At 33.1% G+C, this 24,945-nt stretch carries 26 protein-coding genes; all 26 read left to right on the forward strand.

Features of this window, described 5'->3' with window-relative positions:
* Entirely contained in the window at positions 1–954 is a 954-nt protein-coding gene (locus Q0829_RS14540; RefSeq protein ID WP_298544289.1) for a MoxR family ATPase, read from the forward strand.
* Between the two features lie 52 nt (positions 955–1,006).
* On the forward strand, positions 1,007–1,240 hold the full coding sequence (locus Q0829_RS14545; protein ID WP_298544293.1) for a hypothetical protein: 234 nt from the start codon (positions 1,007–1,009) through the stop codon (positions 1,238–1,240).
* A gap of 493 nt (positions 1,241–1,733) precedes the next feature.
* Positions 1,734–2,198 carry a hypothetical protein gene (locus Q0829_RS14550; RefSeq protein ID WP_298544295.1) on the forward strand — a complete coding sequence of 155 codons (465 nt, stop codon included), beginning with the start codon at positions 1,734–1,736 and terminating at the stop codon, positions 2,196–2,198.
* 639 nt (positions 2,199–2,837) lie between these two features.
* Positions 2,838–5,615 carry a bifunctional aconitate hydratase 2/2-methylisocitrate dehydratase gene (locus Q0829_RS14555; RefSeq protein ID WP_298544298.1) on the forward strand — a complete coding sequence of 926 codons (2,778 nt, stop codon included), beginning with the start codon at positions 2,838–2,840 and terminating at the stop codon, positions 5,613–5,615.
* Between the two features lie 316 nt (positions 5,616–5,931).
* Positions 5,932–8,199 carry an aconitate hydratase gene (locus Q0829_RS14560; protein WP_298544300.1) on the forward strand — a complete coding sequence of 756 codons (2,268 nt, stop codon included), beginning with the start codon at positions 5,932–5,934 and terminating at the stop codon, positions 8,197–8,199.
* 92 nt (positions 8,200–8,291) lie between these two features.
* Positions 8,292–8,972: an NUDIX domain-containing protein gene (locus Q0829_RS14565; RefSeq protein WP_298544302.1), complete on the forward strand. Its 681-nt coding sequence runs from the start codon at positions 8,292–8,294 to the stop codon at positions 8,970–8,972.
* A gap of 210 nt (positions 8,973–9,182) precedes the next feature.
* Entirely contained in the window at positions 9,183–10,004 is an 822-nt protein-coding gene (gene prs / locus Q0829_RS14570; protein WP_298544305.1) for a ribose-phosphate diphosphokinase, read from the forward strand.
* 252 nt (positions 10,005–10,256) lie between these two features.
* Positions 10,257–10,715, forward strand: coding sequence for a nucleoside 2-deoxyribosyltransferase domain-containing protein (locus Q0829_RS14575; RefSeq protein ID WP_298544307.1), 459 nt, complete (start codon positions 10,257–10,259; stop codon positions 10,713–10,715).
* The gene (locus tag Q0829_RS14580; protein WP_298544310.1) at positions 10,712–11,659 is read left to right on the forward strand and encodes an ADP-ribosylglycohydrolase family protein; all 948 of its coding nucleotides are present in this window, start codon (positions 10,712–10,714) and stop codon (positions 11,657–11,659) included. The genes Q0829_RS14575 and Q0829_RS14580 overlap by 4 nt, the downstream gene beginning before the upstream one ends.
* A gap of 105 nt (positions 11,660–11,764) precedes the next feature.
* The gene (locus Q0829_RS14585) at positions 11,765–12,313 is read left to right on the forward strand and encodes an NADAR family protein (protein WP_298544312.1); all 549 of its coding nucleotides are present in this window, start codon (positions 11,765–11,767) and stop codon (positions 12,311–12,313) included.
* 21 nt (positions 12,314–12,334) lie between these two features.
* Entirely contained in the window at positions 12,335–13,162 is an 828-nt protein-coding gene (locus Q0829_RS14590) for a TIGR02452 family protein (RefSeq protein WP_298544315.1), read from the forward strand.
* Positions 13,159–13,746, forward strand: coding sequence for a DUF4291 domain-containing protein (locus tag Q0829_RS14595; protein WP_298544317.1), 588 nt, complete (start codon positions 13,159–13,161; stop codon positions 13,744–13,746). Before Q0829_RS14590 ends, Q0829_RS14595 begins: the two co-directional genes overlap by 4 nt.
* A gap of 17 nt (positions 13,747–13,763) precedes the next feature.
* On the forward strand, positions 13,764–13,916 hold the full coding sequence (locus tag Q0829_RS27620; protein WP_366893326.1) for a hypothetical protein: 153 nt from the start codon (positions 13,764–13,766) through the stop codon (positions 13,914–13,916).
* 76 nt (positions 13,917–13,992) lie between these two features.
* Complete coding sequence (locus Q0829_RS27625) at positions 13,993–14,226, forward strand: hypothetical protein (protein WP_366893328.1); 234 nt, start codon at positions 13,993–13,995, stop codon at positions 14,224–14,226.
* A gap of 20 nt (positions 14,227–14,246) precedes the next feature.
* The gene (locus Q0829_RS14605) at positions 14,247–14,579 is read left to right on the forward strand and encodes a hypothetical protein (protein ID WP_298544320.1); all 333 of its coding nucleotides are present in this window, start codon (positions 14,247–14,249) and stop codon (positions 14,577–14,579) included.
* A 17-nt stretch (positions 14,580–14,596) separates the two neighbouring features.
* A complete protein-coding gene (locus Q0829_RS14610; protein ID WP_298544323.1) occupies positions 14,597–15,106 on the forward strand; it encodes an O-acetyl-ADP-ribose deacetylase in 510 nt (169 codons plus the stop codon).
* The gene (locus Q0829_RS14615) at positions 15,103–15,636 is read left to right on the forward strand and encodes an LOG family protein (protein ID WP_298544325.1); all 534 of its coding nucleotides are present in this window, start codon (positions 15,103–15,105) and stop codon (positions 15,634–15,636) included. The genes Q0829_RS14610 and Q0829_RS14615 overlap by 4 nt, the downstream gene beginning before the upstream one ends.
* An 86-nt stretch (positions 15,637–15,722) precedes the next feature.
* Complete coding sequence (locus tag Q0829_RS14620; RefSeq protein WP_298544328.1) at positions 15,723–16,268, forward strand: RNA 2'-phosphotransferase; 546 nt, start codon at positions 15,723–15,725, stop codon at positions 16,266–16,268.
* Between the two features lie 5 nt (positions 16,269–16,273).
* Positions 16,274–16,822: a 2OG-Fe(II) oxygenase gene (locus Q0829_RS14625; RefSeq protein ID WP_298544331.1), complete on the forward strand. Its 549-nt coding sequence runs from the start codon at positions 16,274–16,276 to the stop codon at positions 16,820–16,822.
* Positions 16,823–16,825: 3 nt separating this feature from the next.
* Positions 16,826–17,746: an ADP-ribosylglycohydrolase family protein gene (locus Q0829_RS14630; RefSeq protein ID WP_298544333.1), complete on the forward strand. Its 921-nt coding sequence runs from the start codon at positions 16,826–16,828 to the stop codon at positions 17,744–17,746.
* Between the two features lie 5 nt (positions 17,747–17,751).
* Positions 17,752–18,486: a metallophosphoesterase family protein gene (locus Q0829_RS14635; protein WP_298544337.1), complete on the forward strand. Its 735-nt coding sequence runs from the start codon at positions 17,752–17,754 to the stop codon at positions 18,484–18,486.
* Positions 18,487–18,562: 76 nt separating this feature from the next.
* A complete protein-coding gene (locus Q0829_RS14640) occupies positions 18,563–19,717 on the forward strand; it encodes a hypothetical protein (protein WP_298544338.1) in 1,155 nt (384 codons plus the stop codon).
* Positions 19,718–19,827: 110 nt separating this feature from the next.
* Complete coding sequence (locus Q0829_RS14645) at positions 19,828–21,273, forward strand: nicotinate phosphoribosyltransferase (protein WP_298544340.1); 1,446 nt, start codon at positions 19,828–19,830, stop codon at positions 21,271–21,273.
* Between the two features lie 229 nt (positions 21,274–21,502).
* The gene (locus tag Q0829_RS14650; protein ID WP_298544342.1) at positions 21,503–22,171 is read left to right on the forward strand and encodes a Crp/Fnr family transcriptional regulator; all 669 of its coding nucleotides are present in this window, start codon (positions 21,503–21,505) and stop codon (positions 22,169–22,171) included.
* A 74-nt stretch (positions 22,172–22,245) separates the two neighbouring features.
* Positions 22,246–23,991: a hypothetical protein gene (locus tag Q0829_RS14655; RefSeq protein ID WP_298544344.1), complete on the forward strand. Its 1,746-nt coding sequence runs from the start codon at positions 22,246–22,248 to the stop codon at positions 23,989–23,991.
* A 389-nt stretch (positions 23,992–24,380) separates the two neighbouring features.
* Complete coding sequence (locus tag Q0829_RS14660; RefSeq protein WP_298544347.1) at positions 24,381–24,941, forward strand: redoxin domain-containing protein; 561 nt, start codon at positions 24,381–24,383, stop codon at positions 24,939–24,941.
* Positions 24,942–24,945: the final 4 nt, after the last annotated feature.

Consider the following 24,945-nt stretch of genomic DNA (forward strand, 5'->3'; position numbering starts at 1 on the left):
ATGTCTGACGTTGCAGCAGTAGAAAAACTGGTAAGCAAACATACCGAACTCAAAAAAGAAATAGCTAAAATAATCATAGGTCAGGAAGAAGTAATCGATCAGATACTGATTTCTATATTTTCAGGAGGTCATGCGTTACTTATAGGAGTTCCTGGATTGGCAAAAACATTAATGGTAAATACTATTGCCAAGGCTTTAGGATTGGATTTTAAAAGAATTCAGTTTACACCAGATTTAATGCCAAGTGATATTTTAGGGAGTGAAATATTAGACGAGTCAAGACATTTTAAATTTATAAAAGGGCCAGTATTTTCTAATATTATTTTGGCAGATGAGATTAACAGAACTCCACCTAAAACTCAGGCTGCTTTATTAGAGGCAATGCAGGAAAGATCAGTAACGGTAGCAGGACATAATTATAAGTTAGATTTACCTTATTTCGTATTGGCGACACAAAACCCCATTGAGCAAGAAGGAACATATCCTTTGCCAGAAGCTCAATTAGATAGGTTTATGTTTGCAATAGAATTAAAATATCCTAGTTTTCAGGAAGAGGTAGAAGTCGTAAAAAGTACTACAGGAGATACTTCTGCAACTATTAATCCTTTATTTTCTTCACAGGAGATTATAGATTTTCAGCATTTAATACGTCGTATTCCAGTAGCTGATAATGTTGTTGAATATGCTGTAGGAATGGTTTCTAAAACTAGGCCAAATGGAGAAGCAGCCACGGATTTAGTTAAAAATTATATCGATTGGGGTGCCGGTCCAAGAGCATCTCAGAACTTAATTTTAGCAGCAAAAGCAAATGCAGCTATTAAAGGAAAGTTTTCTCCTGATATAGAAGATGTACAAGCAGTAGCGATGGGAATACTACGCCATCGTATGATTAAAAACTACAAAGCGGAAGCAGAAGGAGTAAGTATTGAGGATATTATTCAGAGTTTGTTTTAAAATGTGGTTTCAACAAAGATAGTTGGAGAATTTATAAAATATTTTTTTATCGTTGTTCTTCTTTATTTATGCTGTAGCTCAACAAGATTTTAATAATTCCGAATATACATTGTATAGAGATGTTATTCTAAAACTTCTGCATATAACATATTTGCAAAGGTTACAGCCTACATTATTAATAGCAACAATAATAATGGAAAAGAGAGCAATTTATATTACGAAAGCTTATCAAGATTTTGCAAATAAATTAGATAGTATTTCTATAGAAACTACCTTATCTGATTAATTACAACGAAATTTTATAATTCCTCTCAGCGCAATTGTAAATAAGTCAATTTTGTGTCAACTTATTTTAGGACAGGACAATAAATAAAAAAGCCCATTTAAGTAGGTAATGGGCTTTTTGTTTGCAATTATTCACAATTGAGTTTTACCGAAATGGATACTTGGGGAATACCATTTCTTAAGATCTTCAATTTGAAGTGGCGAAAATAATTTATTAAGGGAAAATACCCCTATTTTTAACATTTTTTTAGTCCTATTTTAAGTGTTTGTATAGAAACTCATTTTGATAGTATCGATATAGATTCAGGTTAAAAGGTTTATGGTCTTGTAAAAAATCATTTACATGCAAATTACGTTATCAATTGGAGCAAGTATGTATTTTAAATCTTCTTAATGAGCATTTTATTCTTTATTCAATTAAACCTTTTTGAATTCTGTCAGTCTTAGTATTGAACGTTCGTTAGAAATAAAGTTTAATTAGTAAGAAAAGAAAGATGAAAAATGTTTTAACCTACACGATGATCTTGTTTTTGGGAATCATAACAGTGTCAGCCCAATCAAATGAGATAGCGGATAGAAGAGATGATCGCCGACAAAAAAGAGAATTAAGAAAAGAGTTTAATGAAAGTTTGTCTGAAGATCAGAAAGCACAATTAGAATATCAAAAGCAGTTACGCCAGGAGCATAGAAAGACTATGGAGGCTACCTACACAGAAGAGCAATTAGCAATTGTCCAAAATGGTGACCTTTCCAGAAAAGGAAAGCATAAAGCGTTAAAATCTACATTAAGTGATGATCAGAAGGAAATGAAGAAATCGCATAAAGAGATAATGAAAGCAGAAAAAAGTAAATTCGAAGCATCCCTTAGTGATGAACAATTAAAAAAATATGGAGAAATAAAGAAAAAGAAAAGAAGGGGCGGTACTGATCCTGAAAAAGGAAGGAAAATGGATCGCTAAATTTAGTTTACGTTACGTTTGAAGAGTGAAGTTGATAAAACTTCACTCTTTTTTTGTTTTTTTGTTTTTTTGTTAAAATTGATGGTTTTTAAATCAATAACTTAATAATTTACTATAACGTTTTCGTAATTCTGAAAGAAGGCAATTAAAATATTAGATATTTTTTTATGTGATTGCTATTTTAATAGTTCTAAAATTGATGATTTGCACTAATACAAGTGATATTTTTTTTAAAAATGTAAAAAAGGGCTAATAAGGCTATTCATTTAATAAAATCCTTTAAAATTCGTATTTTCGTCAGACTTTTCAATACGTATTATAAAGCTATATTACTCTCGATATAGATATGATAAAAAGGTTTATGTTTAAGTTGTAGAAACACAAAATACCGTTTCTTGATTCAGGTATACCCTTTAGCTATAAATAGAGAAAATTATAGTCATATTTTTGAGAAATTTAAAGTTATAGATGTATTGAAAAGATGTAAGGACTACCTAAACTTCGCTACAAAGTATATAGCTTGTTGTTATATGGCAGTATAATAAATAGAATTGTACTGTTCTACTATGAACAGGTAAGAGAAGTTTATACGTTTTCCTAACATTTATATTAAACCAGGAAAGAATTCTATTACGTACTATGAACACTTATAATGATTATATCAGGGAGATCGAAGAAAGGAAATCCCTTGGGTTACACCCTAAGCCAATTGATGGAGCTGAGTTATTAAGCGAAGTTATTTCGCAAATTAAGGATAACAATAATGCACATCGCGATGATTCTCTAAACTTTTTTATTTATAATGTTTTACCCGGTACAACGAGTGCTGCTGGTGTAAAAGCTAAGTTTTTAAAGGAGATTATTTTAGGCCAAGAGGTAGTAAAAGAAATTACTCCAACTTTTGCTTATGAACAATTATCTCATATGAAAGGAGGCCCTTCTGTCGAGGTTTTATTAGATCTTGCTTTAGGAGACGATGCTGCTATTGCTGTTGAAGCTGCTAAAGTATTAAAGACTCAAGTGTTCTTGTACGAAGCAGATATGGAGCGTTTAGAAAATGCTTTTAAAGCAGGTAGTGCCATCGCTAAAGAACTTATCGAAAGTTATGCGCAAGCAGAATTCTTTACCGAGTTGCCTGAGATTGATGAAGAAATAGAGGTTGTGACTTATATCGCAGGTGTAGGTGATATTTCTACAGATTTATTATCTCCGGGAGCAGATGCACATTCAAGATCGGATCGCGAGTTACACGGTCAGTGTATGTTTGAGCATAATAAAGATATGCAAAATGAATTGTTAGCCTTAAAAGAGCAACATCCTGATAAACGTGTGATGTTAATTGCAGAAAAAGGAACTATGGGAGTAGGTTCTTCGAGAATGTCAGGTGTAAACAATGTAGCATTATGGACAGGTATTTCTTCTAGCCCATATGTGCCATTTATTAATATAGCACCAGTAATTGCAGGTACAAATGGTATAGCTCCAATTTTCTTAACAACTGTTGGTGTAACTGGTGGTATAGGAATTGACCTTAAAAACTGGGTAAAGCAAAAAGATGCTGACGGAAATACAATAGTTGATGAAGAAGGAGAGGCAATCTTAAAAGAAGAGTACTCTGTAGCTACAGGTACAGTACTTACCATAAATACTAAAACAAAGAAATTATATAACGGAGATAAAGAATTAAAAGATATCTCAACTGCTTTAACACCACCAAAAATGGAGTTTATTAAGGCAGGAGGTTCTTATGCAGTTGTTTTCGGTAAGAAATTACAAACATTTGCTTGTAAAGTTTTAGAAATAGATGTTCCTCAAGTATACGCTGCTTCTAAAGAAGTTTCTGTAGATGGACAAGGTTTAACTGCTGTTGAGAAAATTTTCAACAGAAATGCAGTAGGAACAACACCAGGAAAAACATTACACGCAGGTTCAAATGTTAGAGTTGAAGTTAATATTGTAGGTTCTCAGGATACTACAGGTTTAATGACTTCTCAAGAATTAGAGATGATGGCTGCTACGGTTATTTCTCCAATTGTTGATGCAGGGTATCAATCAGGATGTCATACAGCTTCTGTTTGGGATGATAAGTCTAAAGCTAACATTCCAAGATTAATGAAATTTATGAATGACTTCGGATTAGTTACTGCACGTCACCCTAAAGGGAAATATCATGCAATGACAGATGTAATTCATAAAGTATTAAATGATATTGCGGTTGATGATTGGGATGTGATTATAGGTGGAGATTCACACACACGTATGGCAAAAGGTGTTGCCTTTGGAGCGGATTCAGGTACAGTTGCTTTAGCATTAGCTACAGGAGAAGCTACTATGCCAATTCCAGAGTCTGTAAAGGTTACTTTTAAAGGGGAAATGAAACCTTATATGGATTTCCGGGATGTTGTTCACGCGACTCAAGAACAGATGTTAAATCAGTTTGAAGGTGAAAACGTTTTCCAAGGAAAAATTATAGAAGTACATATCGGTACATTAACTTCTGATCAAGCATTTACATTTACAGATTGGACTGCAGAAATGAAGGCTAAAGCATCTATCTGTATTTCAGAAGATGATACTTTAATAGAGTCATTAGAAATTTCTAGAGATCGTATTCAAATTATGATTGATAAGGGAATGGATAATCCTAAGCAAGATCTTAAAGGATTAGTTGATAAAGCTAATAACCGTATCATTGAAATTAAAACAGGAACTAAATCAGCATTAAAACCAGATGCAGATGCTAAATATTATGCTGAAGTTGTTATTGATTTAGACAAGATTGTTGAGCCAATGATTGCTGATCCTGATGTAAATAATGAAGATGTATCTAAGCGTTATACGCACGATAACATTCAACCATTATCTTTTTACGGAGGAACTAAGAAAGTAGATTTGGGTTTCATAGGTTCTTGCATGATTCATAAAGGAGATATGAAAATTTTAGCTCAAATGTTAAAGAACATTGAGAAACAACAAGGAGAAGTTGTGTTTAATGCGCCTTTAGTTGTTGCTCCTCCAACATATAATATTGTTGATGAGTTAAAAGCAGAAGGAGATTGGGACGTTTTAGTAAAGTATTCTGGTTTTGAGTTTGATGATAGTGCACCAAAAGGTTTAGCACGTACGAAGTATGAGAACATGTTATACTTAGAACGTCCAGGATGTAACTTATGTATGGGTAATCAGGAAAAAGCTGAACCAGGAGATACGGTAATGGCTACTTCTACACGTTTATTCCAAGGAAGAGTTGTTAGAGATTCTGGTGAGAAAAAAGGAGAATCCTTACTTTCATCAACTCCGGTAGTAGTTTTGTCTACTATTTTAGGGAGAACTCCAACTATGGAAGAATATGAAGCTGCTGTTGATGGTATTGTATTGACTAAATTTAAACCATCTCAGAAACAATTGGTTATGTAATAGAAGATTTATAAAAATTAAAAAAGCCTCAGTATGAATAATGCTGAGGCTTTTTTAATTTTTATAATGGACGTTTCGTTTTATAATAAATTGTTTAATAAGTAATAACTAGTTTGGTTGATTAGACTTAGAACTGGTCTATCTGGATATGATTTTTAATAACAGCTATTTTGAGCTATAGCATATTTACTAATATGTTGTTAAGATTCTTTTTATAATCATTCTATATTCTCCATACTCTTTTCGTAGTCATTCGATATTTCGTATCTTGGAATACTTAAAAAAAGAATAACGAAAATACATAAAACACAACTATATGGCATTCGATATCGATATGATAAAAAAGGTGTATGCTCAAGTTGCCGAAAGAGTAGATGCTGCTCGCGAAGTAACAGGAAAACCTTTAACATTAGCAGAGAAAATTTTGTACTCACATCTTTGGGATGGTAAAAGTAAAACGGCATTTACAAGAGGTAAGGATTATGTTGATTTTGCTCCAGACCGTATTGCTTGCCAGGATGCAACTGCTCAGATGGCATTATTGCAATTTATGCAAGCCGGAAAAAAGAAAGTTGCCGTTCCAACTACTGTACATTGTGATCATTTAATTCAAGCTAAAGTTGGTGCTGATAAAGATTTACAATCAGCGATGAATACTAGTAGTGAAGTATTTAATTTCTTAGAATCTGTATCAGATAAATATGGAATAGGATTCTGGAAACCAGGAGCAGGAATTATTCATCAGGTAGTATTAGAAAATTATGCATTCCCAGGAGGTATGATGATTGGTACTGATTCTCATACGGTAAATGCGGGAGGATTAGGAATGGTAGCAATTGGTGTAGGTGGAGCAGATGCTGTAGATGTAATGGCAGGAATGCCTTGGGAATTAAAATTTCCTAAATTAATAGGTGTTAAACTGACAGGTAAATTATCTGGTTGGACAGCGCCAAAAGATGTGATTCTAAAAGTAGCGGAAATTCTTACTGTAAAAGGAGGAACTGATGCGATTGTCGAATATTTTGGCCCAGGAGCAACATCCATGTCTTGTACCGGAAAAGGAACTATTTGTAATATGGGAGCCGAAATCGGTGCTACAACATCTACATTTGGATATGATGAATCAATGGAACGGTATTTACGAGCTACAGAAAGAGCTGAAGTAGCAGATGCTGCTAATAAAGTAAAAGAACATTTAACTGCAGATCCAGAAGTATATGCAAATCCTGAGCAATATTTTGATCAGGTTATAGAAATTAACCTTTCGGAATTAGGACCGTTATTAAATGGGCCGTTTACACCAGATTTATCAACTGAGGTTGGTACGAGTATGACAGAGAAGGCAAAAGCGAATGATTGGCCGTTGCAGGTAGAATGGGGACTAATAGGTTCATGTACCAATTCTTCTTATGAAGATTTATCACGTGCTTCTTCTATTGCGCAACAAGCATTGGATAAAGGTCTAAAAATGAAATCGGAATTAGGAATCAATCCAGGTTCTGAACAAGTACGATATACTGCAGAGAGAGATGGCATTCTAGGGATATTTGAAAAACTAGATGCTAAAATCTTCACGAATGCTTGTGGACCTTGTATAGGACAATGGGCAAGATACAGTGATCCTAAAAATGCACCTAAAAATAGTATAGTTCATTCTTTTAATAGAAACTTTGCAAAGCGTGCAGATGGAAACCCTAATACCCATGCTTTTGTAGCATCTCCAGAATTAACAGCAGCAATTGCAGTATCTGGACGTTTAGATTTTAATCCGTTAACAGATAAGTTGCTTAATGAAGATGGGCAAGAAGTAATGTTTGATGAGCCAACTGGGTGGGAATTGCCTCCTAAAGGTTTTGAAGTGGAGGATGCAGGATACTTAGCACCGGTAGAAGATGGTAGTGGAGTAGAAGTTAATGTAAGCCCAACATCAGAAAGGCTTCAGTTATTAACTCCTTTTGAACCAATAGGAGATGAAATTAAAGGAGCTAAATTATTGATAAAAGCCTTTGGAAAATGTACTACAGATCACATTTCTATGGCAGGACCTTGGTTGCGTTTCAGGGGGCATTTGGATAATATTTCGAACAACTGCTTAATAGGTGCCGTTAATGCCTTTGGTAAGAAGACAAACTTTGTTAAAAATCAATTAAATAGTGAATTTGGTGGTGTACCTGATACAGCAAGAGCCTATAAAGCTGCAGGTGTTCCTTCGATAGTGGTTGGAGATCATAATTATGGAGAAGGTTCTTCTCGTGAGCATGCTGCAATGGAACCAAGACATTTAGGTGTTGTTGCGGTAATTGTAAAATCATTTGCGCGTATCCACGAAACAAACCTTAAAAAACAAGGGATGTTAGGTTTGACGTTTGCAAATGAAGCAGATTATGATAAAATTCAAGAAGATGATACAATCAATTTCTTAGATTTAGATGCTTTTGCTCCTGGAAAAACGTTGAATATAGAATTTGTACATGCAGATGGTTCTAAAGATGTAATTGAAGTAAATCATACGTATAATGATTCTCAGATTGAATGGTTTAAAGAAGGTTCTGCTTTGAATCTAATTAAAAAGCAAAACGCTTAACTTTAGAATATATACATTATATAAAACTCTCGAAGATGATTCTTCGGGAGTTTTTGTTTTATAAAGATGGGTAATTTTGTAGTTTTGCGTATATGATACGCCAAAATATTAAAGTAGCGGTAGATGCGGTAGTCTTTGGATACAAAGATAAGGCACTGCATGTGCTTTTAATCAAAAGAGATATAGAACCATTTAAGGATTCATGGGCTTTACCCGGCGGTTTGGTGTTGGAGAATGAAAGTTTAGAAGATGCTGTAGAACGAGAACTTAAAGAAGAAACTAACGTTACTGTTGACTATCTGGAACAATTATATTCTTTTGGAAAACCAGGAAGAGATCCAAGAAACAGAGTGGTAAGTATTACTTATTTTGGTTTAGTAAAACCAGAGCATCATAGTATAAAAGCAGATACCGATGCTAATGATGTAGCTTGGTTTGATATTAATGAACTTCCTGAGTTAGCATTTGATCACGCTACAATTCTTGATGCCGCCAAAAAACGTTTGCGAAATAAATTGACCTATGAACCGATAGGTTTTGATTTGTTGGCAGATAAGTTTCTTTTTTCTGATCTAGAGAAATTATATATGACGATTTTGGATAAACAAATCGATCGAAGAAACTTTAGAAAAAAGATTCTAAGTTTTGGTATTTTAGAAGAACTAAAAGAAAAAATTTCTGAAGGAAGAGGAAGACCAGCAAATCTTTTCAAATTCAATCAAAAACAATACTTTAAACTTAAAGAAGAAGGCTTCCTTTTTGATATAAAGTAATCACACTCTAAAAATAATTATAGTCAAAATAGAAGTACCTTCCCTTGTAAAGGAAGGTGGGTTTTCTAAAACAATTTTGTTTTAGAAAAGACGGAAGGGTGGAGTAATTCTGTCAATTCAAAGCTTGCGAAATTTTTTATTGTATTTTTTACGCAAAATATTTTGTCAATATATTGATCTGTTTTATATTTGCGTAAAAATAACACAATTATGCAGTATTTACATTTAGATCAATCATTTACTCCATTCGATAAATCAATTGAGTTTACTTCGTTTGTTTTTAATGGTGGTGAGCCACATATCAAAATCTCTGAAAAATCCATAAGTAATGATGTAACAATTACACATAGATTGAATTCATTTAATGATGTTGGTTTATTGTTAGTTGCCACAGATGCATTGCGTAGAATGGATGTGAAATTAATTAACGTATTGATTCCATATTTTCCAGCTGCTAGACAAGATAGAGTAATGGTTAGTGGAGAATCATTAAGTGTAAAAGTATATGCAGATATCATCAATGCACAAAAATATAATCAGGTGATGGTTTTTGATCCACATTCTGAAGTAACTCCAGCGTTGTTAAATAATGTAAAAGTGATTGAGAACTATGAGTATGTAAAACAGTGTTTAAGGCATATCAATGAAGAAGTTGTGTTGATATCTCCTGATGGTGGAGCATTAAAAAAAATTTATAAAGTATCTGAGTATTTAGGAGGAATAGAAGTTGTAGAATGTTCTAAGAAAAGAGATGTAAAAACAGGGAAGCTATCTGGATTTAGAGTATACGAAGAAGACCTGAAAGGAAAACACTGCGTAATTGTTGATGATATCTGTGATGGAGGAGGAACATTTTTAGGATTGGCAACGGCATTAAAAGAAAAAAATGCTGGAAAGCTTAGCTTGATAGTGAGTCACGGGATTTTTAGTAAAGGTTTTGAAGCATTAAATACATCATTTGATACTGTGTTTACTACCAATTCTTTTAGAGATATAGAAGAGGAGAAAGTGGTGCAGTTTCACTGTTTGTAATTTTTTAATGTCCTACTGAAATTTCAACGTAAAAAATGAAGTGATCGAAACGTAAAATTAAATTTGTGAAGAAGAAAAAAAAGTAATTTGAAGTTGCGTTTTTCTTTGAAAACAAAAACTTAAATAATTCAAAGACGTTTTAATTTAATTTAGTGAAGAGAGCGATATTTTTAGATGAAATTTCATAAGACTAGACTTTTTTGTTTCTTTTTTGGGCAATGCAAAAAAGAAAAGCAATAACACTAGATAATCATGAAACTAATCACAGCACCAACAAAAATAGAACTAGATAAAAATCTAAGTGTTTTTCTAGCAGGTAGTATCGAAGTAGGTGTCGCAGAAAAGTGGCAAGATAAAGTTATCAAGGAGCTATCAGAAGAAAGTCTGACACTATTAAATCCAAGAAGAGCTAGTTGGGATACTAGTTGGAAACAAACAATAGACAATCCTGTTTTTAAAGAACAGGTAAACTGGGAACTAGAAGCCTTAGAAAAGTCTGATATGATCATAATGTACTTTGATAAAAATACCAAGTCACCCATTACATTATTAGAACTAGGATTATTTGCCAGAACCAGAAAACTAATCGTTTGTTGTCCTGATGGATTCTGGAGAAAAGGGAATGTAGATGTGGTTTGTGAGCGATATGAGGTACAACAAGCTGGTAGTTTAGAAGAATTGATTAATGAAGTAAAGGAGAGAGTGAAATGAAAAGTTTATTAGAACAAATAAAAGGAGGAGTATTTGGAGTAGCTGTTGGTGATGCATTAGGAGTACCTTATGAGTTCTTGGATAGAGATCAAATGGATAAAAGACCAGCTCGAGATATGATTGGATATGGTACACATAATCAACCAGAAGGAACTTGGTCTGATGATAGCTCACTAACTTTTTGCCTGATGGATAGTTTATGTAACGGGTATGATTTAAATGATATAGCTTCAAAATTTGCAGCTTGGTTTTATGAAAACCTTTGGACACCAAGAGGTTTTGTTTTCGATATTGGTATAACAACTAAAAATGCAATCTATCAATATAAAAGAGGAATGACACCGGATTTATGTGGAGGATTGGATGAATATTCTAATGGGAATGGTTCTCTGATGCGGATATTACCATTGGTATATTTTCTAAAGGATGAAGATGATATTAATGTTAGATATGATACTGTTAAAAGAGTTTCATCTATTACACACGGGCATTTGAGATCTGTTTTTTCTTGTTTTATTTATGTAGAATATACCTTATTGCTTCTAACTGGCAGAGATAAATTTGAAGCCTATGAAGCTATTAAAAAGCCAATATTAGATTTTGCTATTGAAAACGATTTTAATCCAAAAGAAATTACTTTGTTTTCCAGAATTTTAGAAGAAGATATCTCGAAACAAGATAGATTTAATATCAAAGGAACTGGATACGTATTGAGAACTTTAGAAGCCTCATTTTGGTGTTTACTTAATTCAGAATCTTATGAAGAAGCTGTACTTAAAGCAATCAATTTAGGAGAAGATACTGATACTACCGCAGCGATAACCGGAGGATTAGCTGGATTGTATTTTGGATATGATAATATTCCGGAAACTTGGAAATTTCAATTGGCACGGTTTGAGGATATAGAAGATTTAATTGAAAGATTTAATGAGAGTTTGAATTAAAGAATTTATCAAAAAAATCATGAAACGTCCTATTGAAATTTCAACATAAAAAATGAAGTGATCGAAACGTAAAATTAAATTTGTGAAGAGGAAAAAAAAGAAAGGATGAAATACACAATACAAAATACACAAGAACAATTTAATAGAGGAAAGAGCTTGAAATATATGTTCTTCTGGGGACATACGCCCAATAAAGATGGAAGTATTGGTAAAAGCTGCTTCAGCCAATGGTGGAATCAATCTTTCAGAGTAGAAGGAGTTGTTTATAAAACCGCAGAACATTGGATGATGGCTGAAAAGGCTAGATTGTTTGAGGATACTGAAATTTTGAAGGAGATTATTGATTGTAATCAACCAATGGAAGCAAAACAACTAGGTAGAAAGGTTAAAAACTTTGATCCTAAGGTATGGGATGCTCATAAGTACGAAATTGTAAAACAAGGAAACTATCATAAATTTTCTCAGCATGAAGAGTTGAAAGAGTTTTTATTGAATACTAAAAAAAGAATTATTGTAGAGGCGAGTCCAAGAGATAGAATATGGGGAATCGGAATGGGACAAGCAAATGAAAAAGCTCAAAACCCTAATTTATGGAGAGGTCAAAATCTATTAGGTTTTGCCCTGATGGAGGTGAGGGATGAATTAGATCCATAGGATCTTTAAAAAATTAAGAAAATGCAAAAGACATTACGAAAAACAACAGCAAAGGAAACTTTAGCCATTGTAAATAAAGGACTATATATTAATCAAAAAAACGAAAAAATATATATCCGTAAGATACAAGAGGAGGCTGTAAATGGAACAATGTATCATTCTTCTAGTGAACTGGAAGATATTTTATATGCTCTTCAATTAAAGTCGATACACAAAACAATTTTTGAAGTTGTAGAAGAAACAACGATTAAAAGTATACAAAGACTTACATCTTCAGGATTCTCGAATCCTATGTGCTTAAATTTTGCTTCTGCGAAGAATCCTGGAGGAGGCTTTTTTAATGGAGCACAAGCTCAGGAGGAAAGTATTGCGAGATCTTCTGGATTATATCCATGTCAACTGGCTGCCATAGAATTTTATGAAACGCATAGAGGAATGAAATCTTGTATGTATACAGATGGAATGATTTATAGTCCTAAAGTTCCGGTTTTACGAAACGATAAAGGAGAGTTATTTGATACTCCAATAGTAAGTTCGATAATTACAGCAGCGTCTGTTAATGCAGGAGTAGTTAAAAGGTTTGAGGCTGATAAGGTATCCAAGATTGAAGACGTAATGAGAGTAAGGATTGATAAGTTATTAGCACTTTCGATAACCAACAATCATAACGCTTTGATTTTAGGAGCATGGGGATGTGGAGTATTTCAGAATGATCCTAAGATGATAGCGGGACTATTTTCAGAGTTATTAAAGGGGAAATATAGAGGAGTATTCGAGAAAGTGGTTTTTGCAATTTATGCTAAAAGTGATAAGTATCTGAAAGCTTTTCAAAATGAATTTGAGAGATGATTCAGGAAATACGAGCAGATTATAATAAAGAGACAATTACCGTGTATCAAGCGTATGGAAAATCCATTGCGTTGCCTGCTATCAAAAACAATAAGTTCGAATCACCCTTTTCTTTTAATCGAATGACTTGGATCAAACCATCTTATTTGTGGTTAATGGAACGAAGCAATTGGGGCACAAAATCGAATCAAGAGTATATTCTTGGAATAAAAATAAAGAGAACCCATTGGGAAAAAGCTTTATCGATGGGAGTATTAACAGATCCAGATAAAGCAATTTATAAAAGTGGTGCTTTGTGGGATAAGGAATTCCGAAATGCAAAAGTTCATATTCAATGGGATCCAGAAAGAACTTTAAAAGGAGCTAAGATGCAAATACGATCCATACAGGTAGGAATTGGTAGAGATTTAATAAAAGAATATAATGAGGAGTGGATACAAGAAATAATCGATTTAACTCCATTAACAAAGAAAATTCGATCATTACTAAAAGAAGGAAAATATAAAGAAGCAAAAAGGTTAGTACCTAATGAAAAGATATACGAAGTTTCTGATGATACAAAACGAAGAATAGGAATTAGGTAAAGTAGATAAAAATAAAGGTGAAACAAATAACATATATAAAAGGAGACGCTACAGTTCCGCAGGCTAAAGGAACTAAGATGATCGTCCATATCTGTAATAATATTGGTGGTTGGGGAAAAGGTTTTGTCGTAGCAATATCTAAAAGATGGCCAGAACCAGAAAAAGCATAGAAACCGAGCCAAGAATGATTTTGAGCTTGGTGCAATTCAAGTAATACAGGTTTCCAATGACAAATACGTTGGAAACATGATTGGACAACAAGGAATCAAAACAGGAAGTAAAGGGGTGCCAATTAGATATGAAGCAGTAAAAACATGTCTAGAAAAAATAGCTGTAGAAGCTCAACGATTAGATGCTAGTATTCATATGCCTAGAATAGGTTGTGGATTAGCTGGAGGAAAATGGACAGAAATAGAGCCTTTAATAGAACAAAGTTTGTTGATAAAGAATTTGGATGTTTATGTCTATGATTTTGATTGAGTTTAATTAAGAACACAAAAATGAATTTATACGTCATAGGAATAATTGTAATTTCAGTTTTTATTGTAGTAAAAAGAATAATGACTAGGTACAAAGAAGGAATTCGAGGATGGAAAACCTATAGGAAAGGACGCGATGAAATAGCCTATGCTCAAAAAGTAGATGGAGAATGGAAAGAAATTGTGATAGATGGAGAGATGTTAGGTTTTGGTAGTAAAATTAGCATTGTAATATACTTTGATAGTAAAGCTAAATGGAATGAATATCCTAAATGGGCGAAGAATAGAGAAGAAATCATAAAACGAATTAAACAAGATTACCTTTCACGGAATACAGAATATGAATATGATTAAAAAAGAAAGAATAAAGAATGAAACTAAAACTAATCCAATCTGATATTACTACAATAAAAACAGACGCTATTGTCAATGCAGCTAATACATCCTTGTTAGGTGGTGGTGGAGTGGATGGTGCGATTCATCGAAAAGGAGGTACTGAAATTTTAGAAGCTTGTAGAAAGATAAGAGCAAAACAAGGAAAATGTAATCCAGGAGAAGCGGTAATTACTACTGCAGGAAATCTTTCTGCTAAATATGTAATTCACACCGTTGGACCAGTTTGGAATCAAGGAGGAAAAGATAAAGAAATGCTATTAGCGAATTGTTATATAAACTCTTTAAAATTGGCGGTAGAGAATGACATTAAAACCATTGCTTTTCCTAACATAAGTACGGGGATTTATAAGTTTCCAAAAGAACTGGCTGCTAAGATTGCCATTGAAACGGTTAAGAGTTTTCAGCAAGAGCAAATAGAAGAAGTAATCTTTGTTTGTTTTGATAAAGAGAATTATAACCGGTACGATAAATTATTAAGAATATGAAAGAGATAAAATATGCAGCATTATTTGGAGGTTCTGGTAAGAATCGAGAAAGTAAAGAATATAGAGAAACCATAAAAATAGGTGCTTTATTGGCTGAAAAGGGATATGTGGTTAAAAATGGAGGATACGGAGGAATGATGGAAGCTGTTTCTAAAGGAATTACCGATGCTGGAGGAAAGGCTTTGGGAATTACTTGTAAACAAGTTGGCTCAGCAAAAGGAAATGATTTTCTAACGGAAACTATTGTAACAGAAACGCTGTATCAAAGACTTGAAATACTAATTGATAAAACGGAACTTTTTATTATTCAAAAAGGCGGTATTGGAACGTTATCAGAAGTGTTTTTGACATTAGATATTATAAGAAAAGAGTCAAAAGTCAATAGACCTAAAATATTTTTAATTGGAGATTTCTGGAATGTAATCGTCGATTCATTAAAACTAAATATCATACCAGAATATGAGCATGATTTATTTATAGTGCTTTCGGATTATGAAGAACTAAAAGGAATAATAAATAGAACTCTGTAATGGAGTTGAAATGTCATGCTGAACCCTTCGACAAGCTCAGGACATGCCTTGTCAAAGGGAGCAGATTGATATAGAAGAAATACAAAATGAAAACAAATACGAAACAAATAAGTAAATTTTTAAGCCTTATTCTAAGGCATAATCCAGGAAAGATTGGATTAGAACTAGATGAAAACGGTTGGGCAGATGTAGGAGAATTAATAAGCAAAGCAAATAGATATCGCAATCAATTAACTATAGAAACCCTAAAAGAAGTAGTTGCTACCAATGACAAAAAACGTTTTGCATTCAATGAAGATGAAACGAAGATTAGAGCGAACCAAGGGCATTCTATAAAAGTTGATTTGGATTATACAGCTGTGAAACCACCAGAATTTTTATATCACGGAACGGTAGGTAAGTTTAGAGAAGAGATACGTAGAAAAGGGTTGCTAAAAATGAGCCGACATCACGTGCATCTTAGTGAAGAATTAGAAACAGCAATGAAGGTAGGTTCCAGAAGAGGAGTGCCGATTATACTTACTGTTCGATCAGGCGATATGTATCGTAATGGTATAGAGTTTTACCAATCGGATAATGGAGTATGGTTAACGGATACTGTTGCTCCAGAGTATATCGAGTTTAAAAAGTAAAAATAATGACCAAACAAGTACTACATCCTGAAATATTTTTAATAGAAAAATTTCTTTCAAAAGAAATATGCGATCATTTCATAGAGAAAGGAGAACAAGTTTCTTTTGAAGAAGCTAAAGTTTCTATTGATGGTAGACAAGTTAAAGTCAAAGGGATTCGAAACAATCAACGAATAATGTTTAAGGATCAAGTACTAGCAGATAAAATTTGGAATAAAATTAAGTCTTATGTACTATTGGATTTTGGAATTTATAAAGCTAAAGACCTAAATGAAATGTTTCGGATTTATAAATATGAAGAAGGACAACGTTTTAAAATGCATAGAGATGGTAGCTATAAAAGAAATGAAAAAGAATGTAGTTTCTTTTCATTTTTAATATATCTCAATGAAGACTTTGAAGGAGGAGAGACTTTTTTTGAGAACGGAATCACAATCACACCTAAATTAGGGGATGCTTTGGTGTTCCATCATCCATTACGTCATGAAGGAAAACCTATCTTATCAGGAACCAAATATGTGTTAAGAACGGATATAATGTATTGTTTAGATTAAAGTATGATTACAAAAAAAGAAAGATTTCTCGGTTCTATGTATTTGGGTTCAATTGGAGATGCTATGGGAAGTGGATTCGAAAATATTTCATTAAATCCATTGGATGATAAAACTTTCTATCCATTTGGGAAACCAAAATTTAAATTACCGGAATGGAGAATTACAGATGATACGCAATTAACAATAATTACTTGTGAAGCATTATTAGAAGATTTGGAATTAAAACCAGAAGTGTTATCTAAGTATTTCGTTCATTATTTTTCGAAAAGAATGATTCGAGGAATTGGTGCTTCTACCTTAAAAGCTTTTCAGGAACTTCAAATAGGTGTAGATTGGAGTCAAACAGGAAGAAGGGGCGAGTATGCTGCAGGAAATGGAGGTGCAATGCGGATTGCACCTTTGGCTTTTTTTGATACTATATCTAGAAATAGAATAGAAGAAATTTGCTCCATCACACATCATAATTCAGAAGCATATATTGGTGCATTAGCAGTTATCACTTCAATTAAAATAATTCTAAATGGAAATTGGTTAAATAATATGAGTCTACTTAAATTAGTAGCAGATCAGCTTCCCAATTCAAATGTTCGTGAAAGAATTTTGGAATTATATGCCTTGGAGGATAGTGTATCCATACAAGAAGTAGCTAAAAAGTTTGGGAATGATGGTTATGTAGTAAATTCGATTCCTTTCTCCATTTTTGCTGCTAGTAAAATAAAAAACAGGCATATCAGTTTTATTTTTGATGAGATCATAGAGAGCGAAGGCGATACAGATACCAACTGTTCTATTACCGGGCAAATTTGCGGAACTTATCTAGGGATAGATAAAATACCTCTTCTTTTTACAGAGAAATTAAAGAAATTGCCTGAATATGATTGGTTAAGTGATCGTATTGAGAAATTAAGTTCTAAAATCATTTAATGAATATGAGAACACTAGTAATTGGAGATATACACGGTGGATACAAAGCGTTATTACAGGTACTAGAAAGAGCTAAAGTAACTCCGAAAGATGAACTAATTTTTTTAGGAGATTATGTCGATGGATGGAGTGAATCTGCAGAAACCATTCAGAAATTAATAGACCTTTCCATATCCAATAAATGTGTGTTTATTAGAGGGAATCATGATTTATGGTGTGGTTTATGGTTAGATAAAGGAGCTACAAATCCAGTTTGGTTAGCGCATGGAGGACAAGAAACAATAAATAGTTATATCCAATCAGGTTTGTTAGCCAATAATTCGCATAAACGATTTTTTAAAGAGTTACAGAATTACTATATAGATATAGAAAACAGACTTTTTATCCATGCTGGGTTTACTTCAATGCATGGTGTTGGTAGAGAAGAGTATGAGTCAAATTACTACTGGGATAGAACATTATGGGAAGCGGCATTACTTGCAGATAAGGTAGAAGAAAAAACATTAGAAGAAATACTTACTTCTCCAAAACGATTCAACCATTATAAAGAAATTTATATTGGACATACACCTACTACTGATTATAAAATTAGTGAGCCTATAAAAGCATATAACTTGTGGAATATTGATACTGGAGCAGCTTTTACAGGAAAACTTACCATATTAGATATTGATAGCAAAGAATTTTGGCAAAGTGATCCATTAACTTCTTTGTATACTGATGAAAAAGGCCGAAATTAACACCTGTTATTTTAACTGGAAACAGGGTGTTTTTTGTAAAAAATAGTATCGATTTTTATCTTCTAAAATTCTATAAATGATTGTTGTCAAATTTTTATCATGGTATACTACTAAAAGTAGCGTTAAAGCTATGTTTCTTTTAGGATGCTTTATTTTTTTATCTAATGCTGTAAATTCTCAAGATATGGACGACTTTATTGAGTATGATTCCTTTGTTATTGTTGAAAAACCTCAAAAAGTATATAAAGGCTTTTATAAAGATGGTAAACCATATAACGGATATTTCTCAAAAGGGAAGGATGAGTTTCCTAGAGTAGATTATTATGAGAATGGAGAAGCTAGATTTCAATATTCTTTGGATGTCTATCAAATGGCTTTGGGTGCAGAATCTTCTGAAATAGATGGATTTCAGGAGGAAGAAGGAAAAGCAATGAATGAAGAAGAATATAATGAGTATGTCAAGAATAAGTATAAGCCAAAATTGAATATTAAATCCGTTTACAAGAACGGTAAAATTGTAGATGGATATGAGTATGGAGAAATATCTTCAGGAATATTTTCTAAGAAAATAGTGAACCAAAAATTTACAGAATTGCATATTGATGTATTTGCCATGCATTATTACCAAAGAACTTCTGTAATTAAGAGAGGAGATGATGTTATTATAAGCTCACCAACATTGGCATTAGCAGGAGAAAAACTCGAGGTTCGATTGGCAAAGGAATCGCAAGGATGGAAAGCTTTTTATTACATAAATGAAGAGGAAATTGGTGCTAAATATTTTTTAAAAGGAAATACTGATAATTTACCTGCTAATAGCACCATATTTATATACGATCAAAATAATCAAACCTATGGCTATGGAACCTCGGGTTTTAAGGAAAATTCGGCTAGGTTAGATTTTATAGATATACAGAAAATGTATTTTGAGAAACCAGAAATTTTTGCCAATAAGGATATGCAATCTTTTTTTAACGAGTTTATTGATGCTTTCATTATTGAAATGCAAAAGGAAGATGAACAACGTCCAGAAGATCCCGAAGTTTTTAGAGGGTATATCCTCACAGGAAATAGTGGAAAAATAATAAAAGGTATACGTTTTTTTGAAAAAGGAGCAAACATGCATTATATAGAATATAAGGATGGTTCAGAAGTTAAAAATGCTAAAGTAGATATTGATAGCTTTCAGAAAGTATTTAAGGAATATATGAATCGTAAGTACGAAAACTAATATGTTTTTAAGTGACTTTTGTGCTAAAAAAAAAGAAAATTCTTTTAAAACTTTCTCAGTTTCAAAATAAAAACTATATTTGCGTATAATTAACGCAAAATAATAAATATATGAATCCACTACTATTAACAGACGGTTATAAACTAGGTCATAAAGAGCAATACCCAGATGGAACTACCTTAGTGTATTCTAATTGGACTCCAAGAAAAAGTAGGATAGAAGGAATCGACAAGGTCGTTTTCTTCGGATTACAGTATTTTATCAAAGAATACTTAATTAAAAGATTCAATGAAGACTTTTTTAATTTGCCTAAAGAACAAGTTGTTTCAGAATATAAAAAATATGTAGATCATTATTTAGGCGTAGATTATGATATTCAGCATATTTCAGAATTGCATGAGTTAGGTTATTTACCGATCCAGATAAAGGCATTGCCAGAAGGTACAGAAGTACCGATTAGAGTACCGATGTTTACATTGGTAAATACAAAACCAGAATTCTTTTGGCTGACAAATTATTTAGAAACTTTACTTTCTAGCATCATTTGGCAACCCTGTACTTCGGCAACCATAGCGAAACAATATCAAAAGATCCTTAGTAACTATGCTTCAGAGACGGATAAAGAAAATCTAGAGTTTATTACTTGGCAAGGTCATGATTTCTCGATGAGAGGAATGTCTGGTACAGAATCAGCTATTCTAAGTGGTATGGGACACGCACTTTCCTTTTCAGGAAGTGACACATTACCGGTAGCAAAAGCGTATGAAATGTATTATAATGCAGATGTTACTAAAGAATTAGTAATTGGTAGTGTCAATGCTACCGAGCATAGTGTAATGTGTGCTGGTAGTAAAGATGATGAGATTGGAACTTTTAGAAGGTTGCTGGAAACATATCCTACAGGAATTTTATCTGTGGTGTCAGATACCTGGGATTTATGGAAAGTGTTGACAGAGTATCTTCCTAAATTAAAGAATGAAATTTTAGATCGTGATGGGAAATTAGTTATTAGACCAGATTCTGGTGATCCTGTAGATATTATCTGTGGTTGTAACCATGAAAACCCTGTAGTAGCAAAAGGTGTTATCGAATTGCTTTGGGATGAATTTGGAGGAACCATTAATAAACAAGGGTACAAAGTATTAGATCCTAAAATTGGAGCTATCTATGGTGATAGTATAACGATAGATAGAGCAACTCAAATTTGTGAACGACTTAAAGAAAAAGGTTTTGCATCAACTAATGTGGTTTTAGGAATAGGTAGTTTTACATATCAATATAAAACCAGAGATACTTTTGGGTTTGCTATGAAGGCGACTTATGTTGAGGTAAATGGAGAAGGAAGAGAGATTTTTAAAGATCCAATAACGGATGACGGAACTAAAAAATCAGCAAAAGGATTAATGCAATTATATAAATCAAATGGAGAAATTATCTTAAAAGATCAATGTACAATAGAGGAAGAAACTCAAGGATTGTTTAAGACGGTTTTTAAAGATGGAAAATTGATCATTGATGAAAGTTTGTCTGATATTCGAAAGCGAATTTTAGCGTAAATTATAAGTATATTTATGAAAACTCCCAAAAGGTAACTTTTGGGAGTTTTTTGTATGTATAGATCTGGTTTTCTTTCCAAAAACTGTTATTAATAATACATAGACGTTGTATTCTATTATCCATACTAAATATTGCTCATTTTTTTTGTAAGGATTGTACCTGAATTACGACAGTCTCAATGATATCATTAATTTAATATCTAACTAACTTCATAAAAACACAAACATCATGAGTGCAATCTGGTTTTTTGAGGATGCCAATCTCTTTAAGGTATTATGTCCTCATAAATTTAAAAAGTACAAAAAGAGTCACGATTTTGACGCTTACAAAAAAAGCGATTACATTTATTTTGAAGAAGACTCAGCTAATAAAGTATATCTTATTGAAAAAGGAAAAGTGAAAATAGGATATTATTCTGAAGATGGAAAAGAAGTTGTAAAGGCTATCTTAACTCGCGGTGAGCTTTTTGGGGAAAAAGCAATCCTGGGTGAAGATAGAAGAACTGAATTTGCCCAATCAGTAGATAATACTACTTCCATTTGCCCAATTGGAGTGCAAACCATGCATGATCTTATGCGTGATAATCAAACTTTTAGTCTTAAAGTATATAAATTTATTGGCTTACGCTTTAAACGTCTTGAAAGAAGATTGCAGTTACTTTTATTTAAAGATACTAAAACTAGACTATTAGAATTCTTTGATGAACTCAAAGAAGATTTCGGGTATTGTTGTCCTAATACAGGAGATACTGTGATACATCATCCGTATACACAAAGAGATATAGCTAATCTTATAGGCACATCTCGTCCTACTCTAAATATCATTCTCAATGAACTAAAGGAATCTAAACAAATTGATTTTAATAGAAAGGAGATTCGTTTAAAAAATGTTGCTTAGTGTTAGCTAGCTAACATTTTAAAAAGTTTTATGAAATTATTTTTACAGTAATAATAATCATAAAACAAAAGGCAATGTTTAAAAAATTAATAATAGGAATGCTGGCGATAGGATTAATCGCAGTTTCCTGTAGTGACGATGACGACACAATACGTGTCGCTAACGCTGGTGAAATTTCTGGTGGTCCATTCGAATTTGATGTAGATGGAGAAGCAGATATGGTATCAGGAATTACGTTAGATGATACCAATGCGTTTGGTACAAGTGGTACTTGGATCGTAACCGATGATCAAGGAAATATTCTTGGATTACCACCTACCATAGCAGCAGTAGAAGGAGTAAACTTTGATGAAGCAGGAGCTGGGACTTGTTTAATCTGGTATTCTAGATATAATGGGACTATTACAGGTTTAGAAATGGGAATGAATGCCAATGATGTAACTGGTGATTTTGATCTTTCCAATTCTATTACAGTGGTAAGAAATCAAGTAGCTAATGCCGGAATTATAGTTGGAGGACCTTTTGAGTTTGATGTAGATGGAGAAGCTGATATGGTATCTGGAATTACATTAGATGACACTAACGCATTTGGTTCAGGTAGCACCTGGATCGTAACAGATGACTTAGGAAATATTTTAGGACTTCCACCAACATTGATGGCAGTAGAAGGAGTTAACTTTGATGATGCAGGAGCTGGAACTTGCCTAATTTGGTATGCCCGTTACGAAGGAACTATTACAGGTTTAGAAATGGGAATGAATGCTAATGATGTTACGGGTGATTTTGATCTTTCTAATGCAATTACTGTAGTGCGTAATCAAGTTGTAAATGCAGGAACTATCTCTGGTGGACCTTATGAATTTGACGTAGATGGTGATGCTGATATGGTATCTGGAATTACATTAGATGATACCAATGCATTTGGAGATAATAGTACTTGGATTGTCACTGATGATCAAGGAAATATTTTAGGATTACCACCAACATTAATGGCAGTAGAAGGAGTTAACTTTGATGATGCAGGTGCAGGTACTTGTCTGATTTGGTATGCACGATATAACGGATCTGTAACAGGATTAGAAATGGGTATGAATGCCAATGATGTTACCGGTGATTTTGATCTTTCTAACCCAATAACAGTTGTTCGTAATCAGGTTGTAAATGCTGGTAGTATTTCAGGAGGACCTTTTGAGTTTGATGTAGATGGAACAGCAGATACGGTTTCAGGAATTACCTTGGATGATACTAATGCGTTTGGTGATAATGGTACTTGGATTATCACAGATGATCAAGGAAATATTCTAGGATTACCACCAACATTAATGGATGTAGAAGGCGTGAATTTTGACGCTGCAGGTCCAGGTGTTTGCTTAATCTGGTACGCACGGTATAATGGTACGGTTACTGGTTTGGAAATGGGTATGAATGCTAATAATGTAACTGGGGATTTTGATCTTTCTAATGCAATCACTGTTACTAGAAACTGTAATACAAGCCCTGGAGTATTATCCGGAGGACCTTTTACATTCACAGTAGATGGAACAGCTGATATGGTAAGTGGAATAATGCTGGATAGTTCGAATGCCGCTGGACCAAATAGTACTTGGATTGTTACAGATGATCAAGGAAAAATTTTAGGTCTACCAGCAACATTGGCAGATGTAGAAGGAGTTGATTTTAATGCAGCTGGAGTTGGTGTATGTTTTATCTGGTACTTACGATATGAAGATGGGTTACAAGGATTAGCTATGGATATGAATGCAAATGACTTAAACGGTTGTTTCAGTTTATCAAATGCTATTCAGGTAACAAGACAATAACTAACAGTAGCTTATCTAAAAATGAAAAAGGAAATAATTATTGTTCAAGATAATGTGAACTTAAGGTTGCTTCCGTTCTCACAGGAAGTATAACACAATAGTTCATTGTTGTTTTTTTGTTAGTTTTAAAGCGCGATTTAAGAGGTCGCGCTTTATTAGTTTTTAACGAAACTTTATTTTGAAAACTGGCATTAGCTAACATTCAAAATATGTAGTTCGCTTTATCCTACAGAAGAGTAAGATTTGTTTTCTAACATTTAAATTTTTAATGACTATTAAATGTATTTTACAAATTATCCTATAACCTTTTATCATAGATTATATTTACTTTTGTAAGGAAACATTTTTTTACTGACAAATTCAATTACTTATATAATAGAAAGTCCTTTATGAAATTCAATAAAAAGAATATATCTAACTTAGTTTTTGTAATTATTTTACTACTCTTTTTTATTCCGAATACCAGAGGGATGATGCAGATTTTCCTGACAAGAATGTTTTCTTTTAGTCCTAGCTTAGTGGATGTAGAGGAACGAGCTCAAGTAGCCACCTATAATTGGAAACTTCATGGAGTAAATACAGAATCAATGAATTTTAATACTGCTGAAGGTAAAGTGGTATTATTAAACTATTGGGCAACTTGGTGTCCTCCTTGTATCGCAGAAATGCCATCGTTACAGGAGTTATATAATGATTATAAAGATAAAGTAGTATTTGTTTTTTTGACAGAAGATGATGATCCCGAACTAAATAAGTTTATGAGTGATAAAAAATATAATTATCCAATTTATAGGGCGCTATCAGAACACCCTAAACCTTTTGTTCATAAACCTATTCCGGGGACATATCTTATCGATAAAAAGGGAAATATCGTGATTCACAAAATCGGTGCTGCAGACTGGAATACTGATAAGGTGAGAACAATTATAAATCAATTATTAGCGGAGTAAATTT

Origin of the sequence: uncultured Aquimarina sp., assembly GCF_947492405.1 — a bacterium.
GTDB lineage: Bacteria > Bacteroidota > Bacteroidia > Flavobacteriales > Flavobacteriaceae > Aquimarina.

Coding starts and splice junctions, on each gene's coding strand:
- Q0829_RS14635 (WP_298544337.1), top strand. CDS start 17,752: ATGAGAACACTAGTAATTGGAGATATACACGGTGGATACAAAGCGTTA.
- Q0829_RS14605 (WP_298544320.1), top strand. CDS start 14,247: ATGAATTTATACGTCATAGGAATAATTGTAATTTCAGTTTTTATTGTA.
- Q0829_RS14565 (WP_298544302.1), top strand. CDS start 8,292: ATGATACGCCAAAATATTAAAGTAGCGGTAGATGCGGTAGTCTTTGGA.
- Q0829_RS14615 (WP_298544325.1), top strand. CDS start 15,103: ATGAAAGAGATAAAATATGCAGCATTATTTGGAGGTTCTGGTAAGAAT.
- Q0829_RS14560 (WP_298544300.1), top strand. CDS start 5,932: ATGGCATTCGATATCGATATGATAAAAAAGGTGTATGCTCAAGTTGCC.
- Q0829_RS14555 (WP_298544298.1), top strand. CDS start 2,838: ATGAACACTTATAATGATTATATCAGGGAGATCGAAGAAAGGAAATCC.
- Q0829_RS14590 (WP_298544315.1), top strand. CDS start 12,335: ATGCAAAAGACATTACGAAAAACAACAGCAAAGGAAACTTTAGCCATT.
- Q0829_RS14580 (WP_298544310.1), top strand. CDS start 10,712: ATGAAAAGTTTATTAGAACAAATAAAAGGAGGAGTATTTGGAGTAGCT.
- Q0829_RS14610 (WP_298544323.1), top strand. CDS start 14,597: ATGAAACTAAAACTAATCCAATCTGATATTACTACAATAAAAACAGAC.
- Q0829_RS14625 (WP_298544331.1), top strand. CDS start 16,274: ATGACCAAACAAGTACTACATCCTGAAATATTTTTAATAGAAAAATTT.
- Q0829_RS14575 (WP_298544307.1), top strand. CDS start 10,257: ATGAAACTAATCACAGCACCAACAAAAATAGAACTAGATAAAAATCTA.
- Q0829_RS14650 (WP_298544342.1), top strand. CDS start 21,503: ATGAGTGCAATCTGGTTTTTTGAGGATGCCAATCTCTTTAAGGTATTA.
- Q0829_RS14640 (WP_298544338.1), top strand. CDS start 18,563: ATGATTGTTGTCAAATTTTTATCATGGTATACTACTAAAAGTAGCGTT.
- Q0829_RS14655 (WP_298544344.1), top strand. CDS start 22,246: ATGTTTAAAAAATTAATAATAGGAATGCTGGCGATAGGATTAATCGCA.
- prs (WP_298544305.1), top strand. CDS start 9,183: ATGCAGTATTTACATTTAGATCAATCATTTACTCCATTCGATAAATCA.
- Q0829_RS14645 (WP_298544340.1), top strand. CDS start 19,828: ATGAATCCACTACTATTAACAGACGGTTATAAACTAGGTCATAAAGAG.
- Q0829_RS14585 (WP_298544312.1), top strand. CDS start 11,765: ATGAAATACACAATACAAAATACACAAGAACAATTTAATAGAGGAAAG.
- Q0829_RS14630 (WP_298544333.1), top strand. CDS start 16,826: ATGATTACAAAAAAAGAAAGATTTCTCGGTTCTATGTATTTGGGTTCA.
- Q0829_RS14660 (WP_298544347.1), top strand. CDS start 24,381: ATGAAATTCAATAAAAAGAATATATCTAACTTAGTTTTTGTAATTATT.
- Q0829_RS14595 (WP_298544317.1), top strand. CDS start 13,159: ATGATTCAGGAAATACGAGCAGATTATAATAAAGAGACAATTACCGTG.
- Q0829_RS14550 (WP_298544295.1), top strand. CDS start 1,734: ATGAAAAATGTTTTAACCTACACGATGATCTTGTTTTTGGGAATCATA.
- Q0829_RS14620 (WP_298544328.1), top strand. CDS start 15,723: ATGAAAACAAATACGAAACAAATAAGTAAATTTTTAAGCCTTATTCTA.
- Q0829_RS14540 (WP_298544289.1), top strand. CDS start 1: ATGTCTGACGTTGCAGCAGTAGAAAAACTGGTAAGCAAACATACCGAA.
- Q0829_RS27625 (WP_366893328.1), top strand. CDS start 13,993: ATGATTGGACAACAAGGAATCAAAACAGGAAGTAAAGGGGTGCCAATT.